The organism is Streptomyces sp. NPDC057638 (assembly GCF_042800315.1).
In the GTDB taxonomy this organism is placed as follows: Bacteria; Actinomycetota; Actinomycetes; order Streptomycetales; family Streptomycetaceae; genus Streptomyces.
Map to the genome: position 1 here is coordinate 1 of NZ_JBHVHF010000181.1, position 16,780 is coordinate 16,780.

Annotated in this window: 13 protein-coding genes and 4 tRNA genes; 8 read left to right on the forward strand and 9 right to left on the reverse strand. The window is 71.3% G+C overall.

Features of this window, described 5'->3' with window-relative positions; genetic code table 11:
• Positions 1 to 10: 10 nt before the first annotated feature.
• Both ACFVIM_RS22735 and ACFVIM_RS22740 read right to left on the reverse strand, forming a co-directional pair.
• Positions 11 to 265, reverse strand: coding sequence for a DUF3073 domain-containing protein (locus ACFVIM_RS22735; protein ID WP_384304171.1), 255 nt, complete (start codon positions 263 to 265; stop codon positions 11 to 13).
• 280 nt (positions 266 to 545) lie between these two features.
• Complete coding sequence (locus ACFVIM_RS22740; protein WP_384304173.1) at positions 546 to 1,664, reverse strand: Leu/Phe/Val dehydrogenase; 1,119 nt, start codon at positions 1,662 to 1,664, stop codon at positions 546 to 548.
• 165 nt (positions 1,665 to 1,829) lie between these two features.
• Here ACFVIM_RS22740 and ACFVIM_RS22745 point away from each other — a divergent pair, with 165 nt between their 5' ends.
• Entirely contained in the window at positions 1,830 to 2,696 is an 867-nt protein-coding gene (locus tag ACFVIM_RS22745; protein WP_384304176.1) for a hypothetical protein, read from the forward strand.
• A 477-nt stretch (positions 2,697 to 3,173) separates the two neighbouring features.
• The gene (bldC, locus tag ACFVIM_RS22750) at positions 3,174 to 3,380 is read left to right on the forward strand and encodes a developmental transcriptional regulator BldC (RefSeq protein ID WP_003949541.1); all 207 of its coding nucleotides are present in this window, start codon (positions 3,174 to 3,176) and stop codon (positions 3,378 to 3,380) included.
• 420 nt (positions 3,381 to 3,800) lie between these two features.
• Here bldC and ACFVIM_RS22755 read toward each other — a convergent pair whose 3' ends face one another.
• The 3 genes from ACFVIM_RS22755 to hrpA all read right to left on the reverse strand — a co-directional run bounded on the left by ACFVIM_RS22755 (position 3,801) and on the right by hrpA (position 8,623).
• On the reverse strand, positions 3,801 to 4,349 hold the full coding sequence (locus ACFVIM_RS22755; protein ID WP_384304178.1) for a DUF6274 family protein: 549 nt from the start codon (positions 4,347 to 4,349) through the stop codon (positions 3,801 to 3,803).
• Positions 4,350 to 4,469: 120 nt separating this feature from the next.
• Positions 4,470 to 4,544: transfer RNA gene (locus ACFVIM_RS22760), tRNA-Asp, on the reverse strand.
• Between the two features lie 98 nt (positions 4,545 to 4,642).
• A complete protein-coding gene (gene hrpA / locus ACFVIM_RS22765) occupies positions 4,643 to 8,623 on the reverse strand; it encodes an ATP-dependent RNA helicase HrpA (RefSeq protein ID WP_384304181.1) in 3,981 nt (1,326 codons plus the stop codon).
• A gap of 232 nt (positions 8,624 to 8,855) precedes the next feature.
• Here hrpA and ACFVIM_RS22770 point away from each other — a divergent pair, with 232 nt between their 5' ends.
• The 3 genes from ACFVIM_RS22770 (at position 8,856) to ACFVIM_RS22780 (ending at position 10,870) form a co-directional block, all read left to right on the forward strand.
• Positions 8,856 to 9,227: a hypothetical protein gene (locus ACFVIM_RS22770; RefSeq protein ID WP_384304184.1), complete on the forward strand. Its 372-nt coding sequence runs from the start codon at positions 8,856 to 8,858 to the stop codon at positions 9,225 to 9,227.
• Between the two features lie 75 nt (positions 9,228 to 9,302).
• On the forward strand, positions 9,303 to 10,016 hold the full coding sequence (locus tag ACFVIM_RS22775) for a DsbA family protein (protein WP_384304187.1): 714 nt from the start codon (positions 9,303 to 9,305) through the stop codon (positions 10,014 to 10,016).
• Positions 10,013 to 10,870, forward strand: a complete 858-nt coding sequence (locus ACFVIM_RS22780) for a cytochrome c biogenesis CcdA family protein (protein ID WP_384304190.1) — start codon at positions 10,013 to 10,015, stop codon at positions 10,868 to 10,870. The genes ACFVIM_RS22775 and ACFVIM_RS22780 overlap by 4 nt, the downstream gene beginning before the upstream one ends.
• A gap of 42 nt (positions 10,871 to 10,912) precedes the next feature.
• On the opposite strand, the gene ACFVIM_RS22785 is transcribed toward ACFVIM_RS22780, so the two are convergent.
• The 4 genes from ACFVIM_RS22785 to ACFVIM_RS22800 all read right to left on the reverse strand — a co-directional run bounded on the left by ACFVIM_RS22785 (position 10,913) and on the right by ACFVIM_RS22800 (position 12,891).
• A tRNA-Phe gene (locus ACFVIM_RS22785) sits at positions 10,913 to 10,986 on the reverse strand.
• A 23-nt stretch (positions 10,987 to 11,009) separates the two neighbouring features.
• Positions 11,010 to 11,084, reverse strand: a tRNA-Asp gene (locus tag ACFVIM_RS22790).
• A 39-nt stretch (positions 11,085 to 11,123) separates the two neighbouring features.
• Positions 11,124 to 11,196: transfer RNA gene (locus tag ACFVIM_RS22795), tRNA-Glu, on the reverse strand.
• Between the two features lie 108 nt (positions 11,197 to 11,304).
• Positions 11,305 to 12,891: a metallophosphoesterase gene (locus ACFVIM_RS22800; RefSeq protein WP_384304192.1), complete on the reverse strand. Its 1,587-nt coding sequence runs from the start codon at positions 12,889 to 12,891 to the stop codon at positions 11,305 to 11,307.
• A 137-nt stretch (positions 12,892 to 13,028) separates the two neighbouring features.
• On the opposite strand from ACFVIM_RS22800, the gene ACFVIM_RS22805 reads away from it, so the two are divergent.
• From ACFVIM_RS22805 to ACFVIM_RS22815, 3 genes are all read left to right on the forward strand, one after another.
• Positions 13,029 to 13,379 carry a metallopeptidase family protein gene (locus ACFVIM_RS22805; RefSeq protein ID WP_384304195.1) on the forward strand — a complete coding sequence of 117 codons (351 nt, stop codon included), beginning with the start codon at positions 13,029 to 13,031 and terminating at the stop codon, positions 13,377 to 13,379.
• Positions 13,380 to 13,654: 275 nt separating this feature from the next.
• Complete coding sequence (locus ACFVIM_RS22810; RefSeq protein ID WP_384304198.1) at positions 13,655 to 14,218, forward strand: hypothetical protein; 564 nt, start codon at positions 13,655 to 13,657, stop codon at positions 14,216 to 14,218.
• A 241-nt stretch (positions 14,219 to 14,459) separates the two neighbouring features.
• Positions 14,460 to 16,736 (forward strand): DEAD/DEAH box helicase, encoded by a 2,277-nt coding sequence (locus ACFVIM_RS22815; protein WP_384304201.1) that lies wholly within the window; start codon positions 14,460 to 14,462, stop codon positions 16,734 to 16,736.
• Positions 16,737 to 16,780 lie beyond the last annotated feature (44 nt).

The window sequence follows — 16,780 nt, forward strand, 5'->3', positions numbered from 1 at the left end:
GGTCGGTGCGTCAGGCGCCGCGACGCTGCTGGGACGGAGAACCAGGCTCGTCGTCCTCGTCCTCATCGTCGTTGTACAGGTCCGCGTACCGCGCGTACGGGTCGTCTTCCTCGTCCTCGGCCTCGAACGGCTCGCCGTTCGGAGGCTGGCTCGAAGTCGATGCGCCCAGCTCGTTGGCCAGACGCGACAGGTCAGTCCCGCCGCTGTTGTACTTCAGCTGGCGGGCGACCTTTGTCTGCTTGGCCTTGGCCCGGCCGCGCCCCATGGCTCGACCCCCTCGGTGACGGGGCTCGACGGCCCCAGAGTCTTGACACGCGTTCATGAATCGGAACGGACTCTCCGTGGAGAGACCGGCCCGTAGGGCTTCAACGGTACCTGCTTCCGCGGCCATACGGTACGCCGCCCGCATGACGTGCCACGTCACAGGACCCGCGAGGAGCCCCGTCCTCGCTGGTCAACTGCGATATTAACCTCTTCTTGGCGGCCGACCCGCCGACCGGCGTGAGTCTTGTCTCCCGGGAGGGCGGGCCGGTGTCCTCCCGCGCTCAGCCGAGGCGCGCCTCCACCATGCGCTGCTCGGCGATCCGGTCCGCCGCGACGGCGGGCGGCACTCCATCACTCTTCGCACGTGCGAATATTTGCAGCGTGGTGTCGTAGATCCTCGCGGCCTTCGCCTTGCAGCGGTCGAAGTCGAAGCCGTGCAGCTCGTCGGCGACCTGGATCACCCCGCCGGCGTTCACCACGTAATCGGGGGCGTACAGGATGCCCCGGTCGTCGAGGTCCTTCTCCACCCCGGGGTGGGCGAGCTGGTTGTTGGCCGCGCCGCAGACCACCGTGGCGGTGAGCGCGGGGACGCTGGCGTCGTTCAGCGCGCCGCCGAGCGCGCAGGGGGCGTAGATGTCGAGGCCCTCGGTCCGGATCAGGGTGTCGGTGTCGGCGACCGCCCGTACCTTCCCTGTCCCGGCGTGGCGCTCCAGGATCCGCCGGACCGCGTCCTCGCGGACATCGGTGATCAGCACCTGGGCGCCCTCGGCGAGCAGATGGCCGACCAGGTGGTGGCCGACCTTGCCGACGCCCGCGACACCGACGGTACGGCCGGCGAGCGAGGGTGTGCCCCAGCGGTGGGCGGCCGAGGCGCGCATGCCCTGGTAGACGCCGTAGGCGGTGAGGACCGAGGAGTCGCCCGCGCCGCCGTTCTCGGGCGAGCGGCCGGTGGCCCAGCGGGTCCGCCGGGCGACGACGTCCATATCGGCGACGTAGGTGCCCACATCGCAGGCGGTGACGTAGCGCCCGCCGAGGGAGTCGACGAACCGCCCGTACGCCAGGAGCAGCTCCTCGCTCTTGAGCGTCTCCGGATCGCCGATGATCACGGCCTTGCCGCCCCCGTGCTCCAGACCGGCGAGCGCGTTCTTGTACGACATGCCGCGGGCCAGGTTGAGAGCGTCGGCGACCGCCTCGCGCTCGGTGGCGTACGGATAGAAACGAGTGCCGCCGAGGGCGGGGCCCAGGGCGGTGGAGTGGATCGCGATCACGGCCTTCAGCCCGGAGGCGCGGTCCTGGCAGAGGACGACCTGCTCGTGTCCTCCTTGTTCCGACTGGAACAGGGTGTGGAGTACGTCAGGGGAGGCGGAGCCGGGGGTGGCGGCGCCGGTCACATCGGTCACGGTGGTGACTCCCAAGTTCGGGGCGACGGGTAACGGGTCCTCGCGGGGTAGGGGAGGGCCCGGTAAGGGATGAGGGTAAGCGCTCCCCGACCGTACCGGCCGCAGTCCGGACGCAGTGCCGAGGATCACCCCCGGTCGAGGGAGGCCCATGGAAGGATTCAGGTCATGCCAGCCGTCTCCTCGGTCCTCGTCCCGTACGCGGCCTACCTGCGGGTGTACGAGCCCCTGGCGGCCTTCGCCGAGCCGGAGCGGAGCCACTGGAGCCGCTACGCGCGCGGTGACCGGACGCCCACCGCCCAGGACGAACTCCGCCGTTCGCTGGCCGATCTGCTGCCCACGCCGCCGGTGCCGGTGCCGGTCCACGAGAGCGGTGACGCCTTTGTGACGACGGTGGACGGGATGGTCCGGATCTGTCCCTGGCGCACCCGGCTGCGGGGGTGGCTGGCGCTGGAGGAGCTGTCCGGTCCGCCCCGGGTGCCCGGCGACCCCGACCATCTGCCCGCCGCGCTTCTGAATGCCGCGCTCCCGCCGGTGGTCAGAGCCCAGGCAACGGCTGATTTTGATCGCTGGCGTACGGCCCACCCGGACGCCCGGCCCTGGATCCGCACCTCCCGCTGGCAGGTCCCCGCGCGCTGGTTCGTCCTCTTCGGTGACGAGGAGCGTTTCTACGACAAGGAAGGGCCGGACGGACCGGTGCTGCGGTACCGCACCTCCATGGCGCAGGCCCGGCGCCGGGCGGCCCGCGCGCTGCGGGCCCTGCGTGAGTCGGCGGGCGCGGGGCGACTGGTGGAGGGTCTGGTGGACGTCGGTAAATGGCTGGAAGAGTTCCATCCCCGGGCGTTGGTGGAGCTGGACTACGGGGGCCTGGTGCACGTGGTGCCGCGGGCGCGGCTGGCGGAGGACCACTCGGCGGCGGACGTGGCGGCGGGCATCGCCGCGCTGCGGGACGGCGACGGGCCGGGTGCGGAAGAGGCATATGCCCGCCTTGTAGAGCGCTGGCGACCGGTACGCGATCTCCAGTTCGCAAACTGAGCGAATCTGTGGATGATTGAGACCTTCCGTCTAGGCCCTAGGTCCCGATCCGGGCCTTTGTCTCAAGCGTGATGGAATGCACTAACTGGGCCCTTGCGTCTATCGCCTTCCCTCGTGTCAAAATAGGACAAGGAGTCCGGGGAGGGTTCCTTCCGCCCAACTACGGGCGGAATGCTCGGCATTGCGCTCTATGGGGGGTCTGGCGGCTCCTGATCGCTCTGTGACTGATCGTCACTGTGAGGTGACTGTCCGCTATGGCACGGTCCATCGAGGTTCAGCCGTTGATGGACACCTCAGAGGGCAATTCCGTCGGTTTGGCCGACGTGGCTGGACAGATGGTGTAGTTGTAGTGCCGAGGACAAGCCGTTCGTCCTATAACCGACTCGTCCCGCGTCCGCCATTTCGGGCAACGCGGGTCAAGGTGCAGAATTTAGAGGAAAGAACCGAGAAGGTTCGGTTCTCCCGAGGAGGCCGCTCATGACCGCTCGCACCCCTGATGCCGAGCCGCTGCTGACCCCGGCTGAGGTTGCCACGATGTTCCGCGTGGACCCGAAGACGGTCACCCGCTGGGCCAAGGCAGGCAAGCTCACGTCCATCCGTACGCTCGGAGGACATCGCCGGTACCGCGAGGCAGAGGTACGCGCCCTGCTGGCAGGTATTCCGCAGCAGCGCAGCGAGGCGTAAAGCCCCGCACTCCGGGCACAGGCCGGGACCCCCATTCCGGTGAAGCCCACCCCTTGAGCTCGACATGACGGGCGTCTGCCCCAACAGGCGTCGGTCATGGATCGCGCTGGACTCCGCCGGGTCCAGCGCGATTTTTTATGCGCCGACGCGGGCGGGGCGGACGGTGTGCCGGTCGCCGGGTGCCTGGGTATCTGTGGTGCGGCGGCGGGGCTTCGGTTGTCAGGGGGTCCCGTGCGGGGCTTTCGGGTGGTTCGGGGGGCGTGTCAGGGGTAGTGCAATTGCACATATTAAATGGGGTAGTTGGATGCGGGCGCTGAGTGACATGGTTCCGAAAACCTATAGGGTGACTCCCGTCACACCCCGCAACTCTTGCCCATGTCGAGCGTGTCATCGCCGCCGGGCCGCGACAGCGGCCCGAGGTCATGAGGGGGCGGGACCTTGGCCCTCTCCTTCGCTGTCGGCCGCCGCCCTCCGCCGGTCCCGCCGGGGGGTGACGGCCGCCGTGGGGGCGAGCTCCGTGGCGGGCGCGACGGGGCGCTGGGGGCGCCGCGAGGGCCATGAGGGCGAAGAAGGCCGGGAGATGCCCTGGACGGCGCCGTACGGGCCGTTCTCGGCGGTCGGGTTCGGGTGGCCGCGGATGGCCCCGGTGGCGGGGGCGGCGGGCGCCGCTCCGCCGGACGGCAAGGGGCCCGGGGTGCCCGCCCCGGTGGTCGCCGCGCCCGGGCGCTCCGGAAGTGCGGGGTCCCCGGGGAGTACGAGGGGCACGGGGGCTTCTGGGGGGTCGGGGGGCTCCGGTTCGCGCTCCAGGGCCAGCGCCAGCAGCCGATGGCAGATGGGGCAGTGCCGGGTGCGATGGCGGTAACCCGCCGAACCCGACGCCGCCGCCAGATGGGCGCGGAGCAGCGCCTTCGTTCCGTGCCGTCCCGCCGTGGCCGCCGCCATGCACACCACCTCCGGCTCGGTGGACACCGCACCCTTAGAGAGTGGGTACCGGCCCGGAACGGGGCCGTCAAGGAAACCGGCGGGTAGCGCACCGGCCGTACACACGCCGAAGGGCCGCACCCACCGGGTGCGGCCCTTCGATACAAGCGGTCCTGACGGGATTTGAACCCGCGGCCTCCACCTTGACAGGGTGGCGAGCACTCCAAACTGCTCCACAGGACCAGAGTCGCAGCCTGCTCGGATGTTCTTGCCGGGCTGCGAGACGAGACTCTACAGCAGGGTTGGCCCGGTGGTCGAACTCACCGTGGGCGAGGGAACGGTCACGGAGCGGCGGCGTCGATCGCCTTCACGATCCGCTTGTCCGAGACGGGGTAGGCCGTCCCCAGCGCGTGGGCGAAGTAGCTGACCCGCAGCTCCTCGATCATCCAGCGGATGTCGAGCGCCTCCTGGGGCACCGGGCGCCCCTGCGGGAACTGCTCCAGCAGCCAGGCGTACTCGTCCTGCATCTCGTGGACCTTCTCCATCCGGGTGGTGTCCCGCTGGACGGAGGTCGGCATCTGCTGGAGCCTGCGGTCGACCGCCACCAGATAGCGCATCAGGTCCGGCAGCCGCCGCAGTCCGGTACGGGTGACGAAACCGGCCGGCATCAGGGCCGCCAGCTGCTGGCGCACATCCTGGACGTTGTTGATCAGGACGAGGCTGGTGGTGGCCTTGAGCCGGCGTTCGCACGCCTGCCAGGCCGCCAGGACCTGCTGGACCTGTTCCACCGTCCGTACCGTCGTCTCCACCAGATCGGCGCGGACGGAGTCGAACAGCTTGCGGTAGGACTCCTCGTCCCACGCCGGGCCGCCGTGGTCGGCGATCAGCTTGTCGGCGGCGGCGGTGGCGCAGTCCTCGAAGAGGGCCTGGACCGAGCCGTGGGGGTTGCGGGAGAGGGCGAGCTTCTGCTGGTTGCCCAGCCGGTCGGAGGCGAACTTGGCCGGATTCACCGGGATGTTGAGCAGGATCAGCCGCCGGGTCCCCTGCCACATCGCCTGCCGCTGCTCCGCCTCGGTGTCGAAGAGGCGTACGGAGACGGTGGCGCCCGCGTCGACGAGGGCCGGGTACGCCTTCACCGGCTGGCCCGCGCGACGGGTCTCGAAGACCTTGCTCAGGGTGCCGATCGTCCAGTCGGTCAGGCCGGAGCGCTCCACGGACTCGCCCGAGGGCCCCGCCGTGGCCGCGGCGGCCCGGGAGAGGGCCTGGCGGGCCTTGGGGCGCAGCCGCAGCCGCAGCGCCTCCAGGTCCTTGTCCTCGGCCACGGTGCGGCGGCGCTCGTCCACCACCCGGAAGGTGATCTTCAGGTGGTCCGGGACCCGGTCGAGGTCGAAGTCCTCGGCGGCGACCGGGACCCCGACCATCCGCTTCAGCTCGCGCGCCAGGGTCACCGGCAGCGGCTCCTGGAGCGGAACGGCACGGTCCAGGAAGGCGGTGGCGTAGTTGGGCGCGGGGACGTAGTGGCGGCGGATCGGCTTGGGCAGCGAACGGATCAGCTCGGTGACGACCTCCTCGCGCAGCCCCGGGATCTGCCAGTCGAAGCCCTCGGCCGTGACCTGGTTGAGCACCTGGAGCGGGACGTGGACGGTCACACCGTCGGCGTCGGCGCCCGGCTCGAACTGGTAGGTGACCTTGAACTTCAGCCGGCCCTGCCGCCAGGAGTCCGGATAGTCGTCCTTGGTGACCTGCCCGGCCTTCTCGTTGATGAGCATCTCGCGCTCGAAGTCGAGCAGCTCCGGCTGCTCCTGGCGCTGCTGCTTCCACCAGGAGTCGAAGTGGGCGCCGGAGACCACATGCTCGGGGACCCGCTGGTCGTAGAAGTCGAAGAGGGTCTCGTCGTCGACGAGGATGTCGCGGCGGCGGGCCCGGTGCTCCAGCTCCTCCACCTCGGTCAGCAGCCGCCGGTTGTCGGCGAAGAACTTGTGGTGGGTGCGCCAGTCGCCCTCGACCAGGGCGTTGCGGATGAACAGCTCCCGGGAGGTCTCCGGGTCGATCCGCCCGTAGTTCACCTTGCGCTGGGCGACGATCGGCACCCCGTAGAGGGTGACCTTCTCGTAGGCCATCACGGCCGCCTGGTCCTTCTCCCAGTGCGGCTCGCTGTAGACGCGCTTGACCAGGTGCTGGGCGAGCGGCTCGACCCACTCCGGCTCGATCCGGGCGTTGACCCGGGCCCACAGGCGGGAGGTCTCCACCAGCTCGGCGGACATCACCAGCCGGGGCGGCTTCTTGAAGAGCGCCGAGCCGGGGAAGACGGCGAACCGGGCGCCCCGGGCGCCCAGATACTCGTTCTTGCCCGAGGGCCTGGAACCGGTGGTCTTGGCATCGGCCGTGGTGGTCGTGGTGGCGGTGGTGTCTTTGAGACCGATGTGGGACAGCAGCCCCGACAGCAGCGAGATATGGACGCTGCTCTCCGGCGCGTCCTCCTCGTTGACGGCCAGGCCCATGGTCTTCACGACCTGGCGCAGCTGGGAGTAGATGTCCTGCCACTCACGGACCCGCAGGAAGTTCAGGTACTCCTGCTTGCACATCCGGCGGAAGCTGGAGGAGCCGCGCTCCCGCTGCTGCTCGCGCACGTACCGCCAGAGGTTGAGGAAGGCCAGGAAGTCGGAGCTCTCGTCCTTGAAGCGGGCGTGCTGCTGGTCGGCCTGGGTCTGCTTGTCGGCGGGCCGCTCGCGCGGGTCCTGGATGGAGAGCGCCGCCGCGATCACCATGACCTCGCGGACACAGCCGTTCTTCTCCGCCTCGATGACCATCCGGGCCAGCCGGGGGTCGACCGGCAGCTGGGAGAGCTGGCGGCCGAGCGGGGTCAGCCGCTTGTGGGAGTCCTTCTGCTGGGGGTCGAAGGCACCCAGCTCCTGGAGGAGGTGGACGCCGTCGCGGATGTTGCGGTGGTCCGGCGGGTCGATGAAGGGGAACTTCTCGATCTCGCCGAGCCCGGCCGCCGTCATCTGGAGGATGACCGAGGCCAGGTTGGTCCGCAGGATCTCGGCGTCGGTGAACTCCGGCCGGGCCTCGAAGTCGTCCTCGGAGTAGAGCCGGATACAGATGCCGTCGGAGGTCCGGCCGCAGCGGCCCTTGCGCTGGTTGGCGCTGGCCTGGCTGATCGCCTCGATCGGCAGCCGCTGCACCTTGGTGCGGTGGCTGTAGCGGGAGATCCGGGCGGTGCCCGGGTCGATCACGTACTTGATCCCCGGCACGGTCAGCGAGGTCTCGGCGACATTGGTGGCCAGAACGATCCTGCGGCCGGTATGCGGCTGGAAGACTCGGTGCTGCTCGGCGTGGGAGAGCCGCGCGTACAGCGGCAGGACCTCGGTGAAGCGGTACTGCTTCTTGTTCAGCGCGTCCGCGGTGTCGCGGATCTCCCGCTCCCCGGAGAGGAAGACCAGGATGTCGCCCTTGCCCTCGGCCTGGAGCTCCTCGACGGCGTCACAGATCGCGGTGATCTGGTCCCGGTCGCTCTCGGTGTTCTCGCCGTCGCCGTCCTCCAGCAGCGGCCGGTAGCGCACCTCCACCGGGTACGTACGCCCGCTGACCTCGACGATCGGGGCGTCCCCGAAATGCCGGGAGAACCGCTCCGGGTCGATGGTCGCCGAGGTGATGACGACCTTCAGATCGGGCCGCCGGGGCAGCAGCTGGGCCAGGTACCCCAGCAGGAAGTCGATGTTGAGCGAGCGCTCGTGGGCCTCGTCGATGATGATCGTGTCGTAGGCGCGCAGCTCGCGGTCGGTCTGGATCTCGGCGAGCAGGATGCCGTCCGTCATCAGCTTGACGAAGGTGTCGCCGCCGACCTGGTCGGTGAAGCGGACCTTCCAGCCCACCGCCTCGCCGAGCGGGCTGTCCAGCTCGTCCGCCACGCGCTCCGCGACCGTGCGGGCCGCGATCCGGCGGGGCTGGGTGTGGCCGATCATGCCCCGGACGCCCCGGCCCAGCTCCAGACAGATCTTGGGGATCTGGGTGGTCTTGCCCGAGCCCGTCTCCCCGGCCACGATCACGACCTGGTGGTCGCGTATCGCCTCGGCGATCTCGTCCTTCTTCTGGCTGACCGGGAGCTGCTCCGGGTAGGTGACCTCCGGCACCCGCCCGGCGCGCCGGGCCAGACGCTCGGCGGACTTCCGGGCCTCGGCGGCGATCTCCTCCAGCACGGCCTGGCGCGCCTCGGGCTTACGGATGCGGCGGGCGCCTTCGAGTCGGCGGCCGAGCCGGTGGGCGTCCCGCAGGGAACCCTGGGCCAGCAGTGACGGAAGGTCGGCGAAGGAAGTAGACATACGGATCCCAGGATCGCACCCCCGCTGAAGTGGAGGCGAACCCATTTCACCGACGGCCCTTGGTGCACTATGGAGCCGATCACTCACCCGCCGTCGCCCACGGTCCGGTGCCGGGACCGGAACCTCCCGGTCCGGCCCCGCCGCCCCGGACCGCCGCCGGACCCGACCTGGACAGCCGCCACACACCGGACAGCCGCCGGACCCGCCGGTCCGCCGCAGAGGAAGAGCGCCCATGCCGACCCGCCGCCATCCGCCGCTCGCGGCGATCGCGCTGCTCGGGATGGTCCTCGCCCTGCTGGTGGCCGTCTGCGCCCCCGCGTACGCCGTACCCGCGCCGCCCGGCGACGGTACGGCGGTGGTGGTCGCGGCCCCGGGCCAGGCGCCCGGCTGTGGCGACGGCGCACCGGACGGTGACCGGGGGGCGCAGCCCGCCACCCCGCCCCGGGCGGGGGGCGCCGGGGAACTGGCGCCACCGCTGCCCTGCCCCGGCAGCGGCGCCCCGGCGCCGCTCTGGACGCTCCTGGCACCCGGGATCACCCCCGACCGCGGCCCCCCGCCGCTGGACCCGCCCACTCCGGTGGACCTCTCCGTGCTGCGCGTATAGGCCGGGCCTCGATCCATCAGTGGCCCGCTTTGCCCCCGTACGCACCGTCCGCACGTCCACAGGAGTGACCCCCTCATGCCCGCTTCCCGTAAGTCCGTCGCCATCGGTTCGGGTGTCGTCGTCGCCGCGCTGCTGCTCGGCCTCGCCTCGTACACCGCCACGAGGCCGGGGGACCCGGCCGCCAGTGCCCCCTCGTCCGCCGCTGAGGTCTCCGCCGTGCCGGACGGCGGTTACCCCGAGCTGGAGAAGCTCGCCCGCCGCGAGGTGAAGGACCCGCTCGCCGTGGGCCGCCCGGACGCGCCCGTCGTGATGATCGAGTACGCCGACTTCAAATGCGGCTTCTGCGGGAAGTTCGCCCGCGAGACCGAGCCCGCGCTGATCAAGAAGTACGTCGACCAGGGCGTCCTGCGGATCGAATGGCGCAACTTCCCCATCTTCGGCGAGGAGTCCGAGGGCGCCGCCCGCGCCGCCTGGGCGGCGGGCCAGCAGGGACGTTTCTGGGAGTTCCACCGCGCCGCCTACGCCCAGGGCGCCAAGGAGAAGGGCTTCGGCAAGGCCCGGCTGACCCGGCTCGCCCAGGACGCGGGCGTGCCCGACGCCGCCCGGTTCGGCCGGGACATGGAGAGCGCCGCCGCCAAGGAGTCCGTCCGCAGGGACCAGGAGGAGGGCTATGGCCTCGGCGCCACCTCCACCCCCTCCTTCCTGATCAACGGGCGGCCCATCGCGGGCGCCCAGCCCATGACGGCCTTCACCCAGGCGATCGAGGCGGCGCACAAGGCCGCCTCATGACCGACATCGGCTATCTGGCCGCCTTCCTCGGCGGGCTGCTGGCCCTGGTCAGCCCGTGCAGCGCGCTGCTGCTGCCCGCCTTCTTCGCCTACTCGCTGGACTCGGCGGGACGGCTGCTGCTCCGTACGGGGATCTTCTACGCCGGACTGGCCACCACCCTGGTCCCCCTCGGCGTCGCGGGCTCCTACGCCGGGCGGTTCTTCTACGGCAACCGGGACCTGCTGGTCGCCGTCGGCGGCTGGACGATCATCACGCTCGGCGTGGCCCAGATCCTCGGACTGGGCTTCGCCTCCCGGCGGCTGGCGGCCCTCTCCGGCCGCCTCCGCCCGGTGACCGCCGCGCCCGTCTACGCCCTCGGGATGGTCTACGGCCTCGCGGGCTTCTGCGCCGGACCCATCCTCGGCAGCGTCCTCACGGTCTCCGCGCTCAGCGGCAGCCCCGTCTACGGCGGGCTGCTGCTGGCCGTCTACGCCCTCGGGATGGCGGTGCCGCTCTTCCTGCTGGCGCTGGTGTGGGACCGCTTCCAGCTCGGCCGCCGCCGCTGGCTGCGCGGCCGGGAGCTGACCCTGGGCAGGCTGCGGCTGCACACCACCTCACTCGCCTCGGGACTCTTCTTCATCCTCCTCGGCACCCTGTTCCTCGTCTTCGACGGAACCACGGCCCTGCCGGGTCTCCTCTCGGTCGACGACGCCTTCACGGCCGAGAGCTGGGCGGGTGAACTGGGCCGCGCGGTGCCGGACTGGGTGCTGCTGGTGGCCCTGGTCGCGCTGGCGGGGGTCGTGCTCGCGGTGCGCGGCCGGGGCAGGACTCCCGCGCAAGACGCCAAGGACGCGAAGAACGCGACGGGAGAGTGATACGACGAAGGGCCCCATCCGGAGATGGGGCCCTTCGGGCGGTGGCTGGGGCCGGGGTCGAACCGGCGACCTATCGCTTTTCAGGCGATCGCTCGTACCAACTGAGCTACCCAGCCACGCGATCCACGGGGGATCGCAGCGGTCCTGACGGGATTTGAACCCGCGGCCTCCACCTTGACAGGGTGGCGAGCACTCCAAACTGCTCCACAGGACCAAACGGTGTGCGAGGAATGATCCTCGCACGGGTAAAGCGTGCCCCCAACGGGATTCGAACCCGTGCTACCGCCTTGAAAGGGCGGCGTCCTGGGCCACTAGACGATGAGGGCTAAGGGCCCGCCTGGGCGCTTCGTCAGCGCGTCGGGGACGTGAGAAGCATATGGGATGGCGGGAGGTATCGCCAAAACGCTTGTCGGAGGGGGTGGACGCGGGGCCGGTCAGGGGCGGCGGGGGCGGGTCGGGGAACGGTCGGTGGCGCGCTGGCGGGACGTCGTCTCGGCCTCCTCCGCGATGTGGCGGCTGACCTGGGCGGTCGTCAGCCCCAGACCGCCCAGGGTGATCTCGTCCCATGCCTGGAGCCGTTTGGAGGTGCGGTCCAGATAGAGCACGGAGGCGCGGATCTTCTCCGGCTTCTCGTTCTGGAGGGCGCGCAGTCCGCCGCCGCCCGTCGAGCCCTCGATCTTCAGCCGGGTGCCGTGCCGGAGGATCTCGTTCACCCGGCGGTGGACATGGCCGGCGAGGACGAGGGGGACCGTGCCGTCGGTCTCGCGGGCGGCGTCCGGGTTATGGGTGACCGCGATGTCCACGGGGGTCTTGGCGCGGGCCTGGTCGCGCAGGGCGGAGGCGAACCGGATGCCCATCATCCGTTCGGCGGGCTTGCCCCCGGCCTTGCCGGAGCGGTCCGGGGTGAACTGGGGATCCCCGTACCCCGCGATCCGCAGCCCGGCGACGGTGACCGCGCGGCCCTCGTCGAGCACGCGGACGTTCTTCAGTTTGGTGAGGTAGCGCTGGGTGATCCGGGAGTCGTGGTTGCCGCGCACCCACACATAGGGCGCGCCGAGGTCCTCGACGGGGTCCAGGAAGACGTTCTCGGCGGCGGTGCCGTGGTCCATGGTGTCGCCGGAGTCGACGATCACATCGATGTCGTACTGGCGCACCAGTGAGCCGATGATCTTCCACGCGGCCGGGTTGAGATGGATGTCGGAGACATGCAGCACCCGCATGGTCGCCGGGTTGGGCTGGAAGGTCGGCAGGGTGGAGGTCGCGTCGTAGAGCTTGGTCACGTTGGTGACGAGCCGGGCCAGTTCCTGCTGGTAGATATCGAAGTCGGTGACGATCGACCGGGCGTCGCCGACCAGCGAGGGCGCGCCGGTCAGCAGCCCCGAGAAGCGCGGTTCCAGCACCGACTTCGGGTTCCAGGTGAGCGCGGCCGTGACCCCGGAGGCGATCAGCAGCCCCAGTGCCAGTCCGCCCGCCGCCAGGGCGCGCCGGGGGCGGCGGTAGACCGCGAGCCCCAGGGCGGTCGCACCGAAGACCACCGCCACGCAGGAGCGCAGCGCCAGCTCGGCGGTGCCGCCGGCGACATCCTGGGCGACCTCGTCCTGGAGCCCGGAGAGCCGCTCGGGGCGCTCCACCAGGGCCCGGGAGCGGATCGGGTCCAGCCGGTCGACCTGGACGTCCAGCCGGACCGGGGCGGCATGGGAGTCCAGCTCCAGGGCCCCGAGCGGGGCGATGTCGATCCTGGTGCCACCGGTGATGTCGGGCCGGAGCGCCATGCTGGTGTTCATCGGCCCCACCGAGGTCTGGACGCTGCCGACGATCAGCAGTCCCAGCCAGGCGCCCGCCACGACGACCGCGGTCAGCCCCAGCGCCCGGGACCAGGGGTGGCGGGGCGCCCCGGCGAGCCCGGGACCGCGGCCCCGCCGCGCGCCCCCGGGCCCTGGACGGAGCCGCTGCCGGAGGTGCCGCCGGAGCCGGGTCAGCGTGGCGTGAATGAGTCTCTGGGCTGCGCGCGCTCCTGCCATTGGGCCCGTATGCCCACCCGGGGGAGCGGCTATGCGAGGGGTGCGCACGCCCTGGTCATCCCCCGGGTACCGGCCGCTCACGGGCCCTTCGGCGACCGTACGAGACCGGGGCGGGGGGCGTACGTGACAATGGCCGGGTGCTGGAGATGACGCGCGAGGAGTTCGAGGAACTGGTCGCCCAGGCGCTGGATCGCATCCCGCCGGAGCTGACACGGCTGATGGACAACGTCGCGGTGTTCGTCGAGGACGAGCCGTCCGCCGACGACCCCGAACTGCTCGGACTGTACGAGGGCACCCCGCTCACGGACCGGGGCGAGTGGTACGCGGGCGTCCTGCCGGACCGGATCACCATCTACCGGGGCCCCACCCTGCGGATGTGCCGGAGCCGGGACGAGGTGGTGGAGGAGACGGAGATCACCGTGGTGCACGAGATCGCCCACCACTTCGGGATCGACGATGAGCGGCTGCACGCGCTGGGCTACGGCTGAGCCGGACCTCCGGGTCTGTGGTGCGCGGGGCTGGCGCCGCCGGGCTCGTTTCCCCAGGGTGGCCCGCCTCCGCCGGGTGCCCGGCCGCTCCCCTGGCCCGTGCGTGGATCAGCGGTACGGAGCCGTCGCCGGCCTTGCGGGCCTTGGGCCATGGCGCCCGTGCCCGGAGAAACAGGGCGTGTCCCTGGTAGGGGCAGGGGAGTTGGGCAGGGAAATTTCCGCGTCCGTGTCCCCCGGAGGTTGCCCTCGTGCGTCAGTTGTCCGCCCCTGGCCGTTTGGCTGTCGCGTTCGCCGCCTCCGTGGCGCTCGCAGCCTCGGCGGGCTGTATGAGCATCGGTGACGGTGACGACAAGAAGGGGCAGCGCGCGCCCGCCAAGACCTCCGGTCCCCGGGACGGGAAGGTGGGGGCCGAGCCGGAGAGCGCCCTCGGTGAGTCAGGTCACCGGCATGGGAGCGGTGGCGCCAAGGCCCCGTCCGCCCGTCCCGGCGGGCCCAGCCCCGCCCCGAAGGGGTCGCCGCCCGTGAGTGGCGGCCCGGCCGTCCCCTCCGCCCGGCCCACCCACGGCGGGCACCGGCCCGCGCCGCTGCCCCGGCCGCTGGAGCCGACGCGGGGGCCGGTGACTCCCTCCGTACCGCCGGAGCCCACGCCGTCGCCCGAGCCCCCGCAGGAGCAGCCGACGCCGACGCCGACCCCGGAGCCGCCGCAGCCGACCGAGCAGCCGACGGCGACCTCGGCGCCGGAGGTGCACGCGGGGGCGATGCGGATGGCGGAGGTGGGTCCCGACGGTGTCGGGGTGCGGCGGGAGCCGGAGGCGTCACCGCAGGTGGGGCCGGTGTAGCGGGCGCGGGCGGCGGGGCTGGATAGCACGGGTGTGCTTGGGGTCACTCTGGTGGGGTTTGCCTTCGGTGGGGGTGGGTGCGTATGGTGGTAGATCGTTTGACCATTGCCCGGCGCCAGAGAAGAAGCGCGCCGTGTGGCGCGTACTCTCCCTAGCCGTGGCTGACCGCATCGAGGCGGTCGAATTGCGAATTCACGGAGTTTGGGCGCGTGCCGAGACTCCGGAAGGTTTCGCATTTCGCATGTCCAATTTCAGCTCTGATCACACCGTCATGCCCGAGGCCGACGAGAAGCTCGTCGAGACCGTCGAGGCTGCCGCGACCGTAGAGACTGTCGAGGCGGCTCAGGCCGTTGACACGGTCGAGGTCGCTCAGGTCACCGAGATCGCTGAGGCCCCCGAGGCCGATGACGCGGTCGACGGTGACGAGGTTCCCGAGGCCGCCGACGAGACCCCCCAGGTGACCTTCGCGGACCTGGGGCTGCCCGAGGGCGTCGTCCGCAAGCTCGCGCAGAACGGTGTCGTCCACCCCTTCCCGATCCAGGCCGCGACCATCCCGGACGCGCTGGCGGGCAAGGACATCCTCGGCCGTGGCCGCACCGGCTCCGGCAAGACGCTCTCCTTCGGTCTCCCGCTGCTGGCGACCCTCGCCGGTGGCCACACCGAGAAGAAGAAGCCGCGCGGTGTCATCCTGACCCCCACCCGTGAGCTGGCGATGCAGGTCGCCGACGCCCTCCAGCCGTACGGTGACGTCCTCGGCCTGAAGATGAAGGTCGTCTGCGGCGGTACCTCCATGGGTAACCAGATCTACGCGCTGGAGCGCGGTGTCGACATCCTCGTCGCCACCCCGGGACGGCTGCGCGACGTCATCAACCGTGGCGCCTGCTCGCTCGACCAGGTCCGGGTCGCGATCCTCGACGAGGCCGACCAGATGTCCGACCTCGGCTTCCTGCCGGAGGTCACCGAGCTGCTCGACCAGGTGCCGACCGACGGTCAGCGGATGCTCTTCTCCGCGACCATGGAGAACGAGATCTCCACGCTGGTCAAGCGCTACCTGACCAACCCGGTCAGCCACGAGGTCGACAGCGCCCAGGGCAACGTCACCACCATGACCCACCACGTCCTGGTCGTGAAGCCCAAGGACAAGGCGCCGGTCACCGCCGCCATCGCCGCCCGCAAGGGCCGCACCATCATCTTCGTCCGCACCCAGCTCGGTGCCGACCGCGTGGCCGAGCAGCTGCGCGAGGCCGGGGTGAAGTCGGACGCGCTGCACGGCGGTATGACGCAGGGCGCGCGGACCCGCACCCTCGCCGACTTCAAGGACGGGTACGTCAATGTGCTCGTCGCCACCGACGTGGCCGCCCGCGGTATCCACGTCGACGGCATCGACCTGGTCCTCAACGTGGACCCGGCCGGTGACCACAAGGACTATCTGCACCGCTCCGGCCGGACCGCGCGTGCGGGCCGTTCCGGCACGGTCGTGTCGCTGTCGCTGCCGCACCAGCGCCGCCAGATCTTCCGGCTGATGGAGGACGCGGGCGTCGACGCCTCGCGCCACATCGTCGGCGGGCAGGGCGCCTTCGACCCCGAGGTCGCCGAGATCACCGGTGCCCGGTCGCTGACCGAGGTCCAGGCGGACTCCGCCAACAACGCCGCCAAGCAGGCCGAGCGCGAGGTCGCCGACCTCACCCGGCAGCTGGAGCGGGTGACCCGTCGCGCGGGCGAGCTGCGCGAGGAGGCCGACCGTCTGGTGGCCCGTGCCGCGCGGGAGCGGGGCGAGGACCCGGAGGCCGCGATCGCGGAGGTCGTCGAGGCCGCGGGCGCCGAGGTGCAGGCCGAGGCCGCTGCCGCCGCCGAGCGTGAGGCCCGGGCCGAGCGTCGCGAGGAGCGCCGGGACGACCGGGGCAACTTCGAGCGCCGTGGCCGTGACCGGGACGACCGTCCGTCGGGTGGCTTCCGCCGCGACGACCGTGAGCGTTCGTCCGAGCGTCGGGACGACCGTGGTGGTTTCCGTCGCGAGGAGCGCCGGGACGACCGCCGGGACGACCGTGGTGGCTTCCGCCGGGACGACCGTCCGTCGGGTGGCTTCCGCCGCGACGACCGTGAGCGTTCGTTCGAGCGGCGGGACGACCGCCGGGACGACCGTGGTGGCTTCCGCCGCGATGACCGTCCGTCGGGTGGCTTCCGTCGCGACGACCGTCCGTCGGGTGGTTTCCGCCGGGACGACCGTGAGCGTTCGTTCGAGCGTCGGGACGACCGCCGTGATGACCGCCGGGACGACCGTGGTGGTTTCCGCCGGGACGACCGTCCGTCGGGTGGCTTCCGTCGCGACGACCGTCCGAGCGGACACCGGGGCAGCGACCGCCCGTTCAACCGGGACCGTCGCGATGACCGTCCGTCCGGTGGCTTCCGCGCCGGCTCCTCGGACCGTCCGCACGGCCGCCGTGACGACCACCGCTCCGGTGGCGCCGGTTCCTTCGGCCGCCGCGACGACAAGCCGCGCTGGAAGCGCAACGGCTGACCGGTCGCGCTGATCTGACGACAGGGCCCGCATCCCTTGGGATG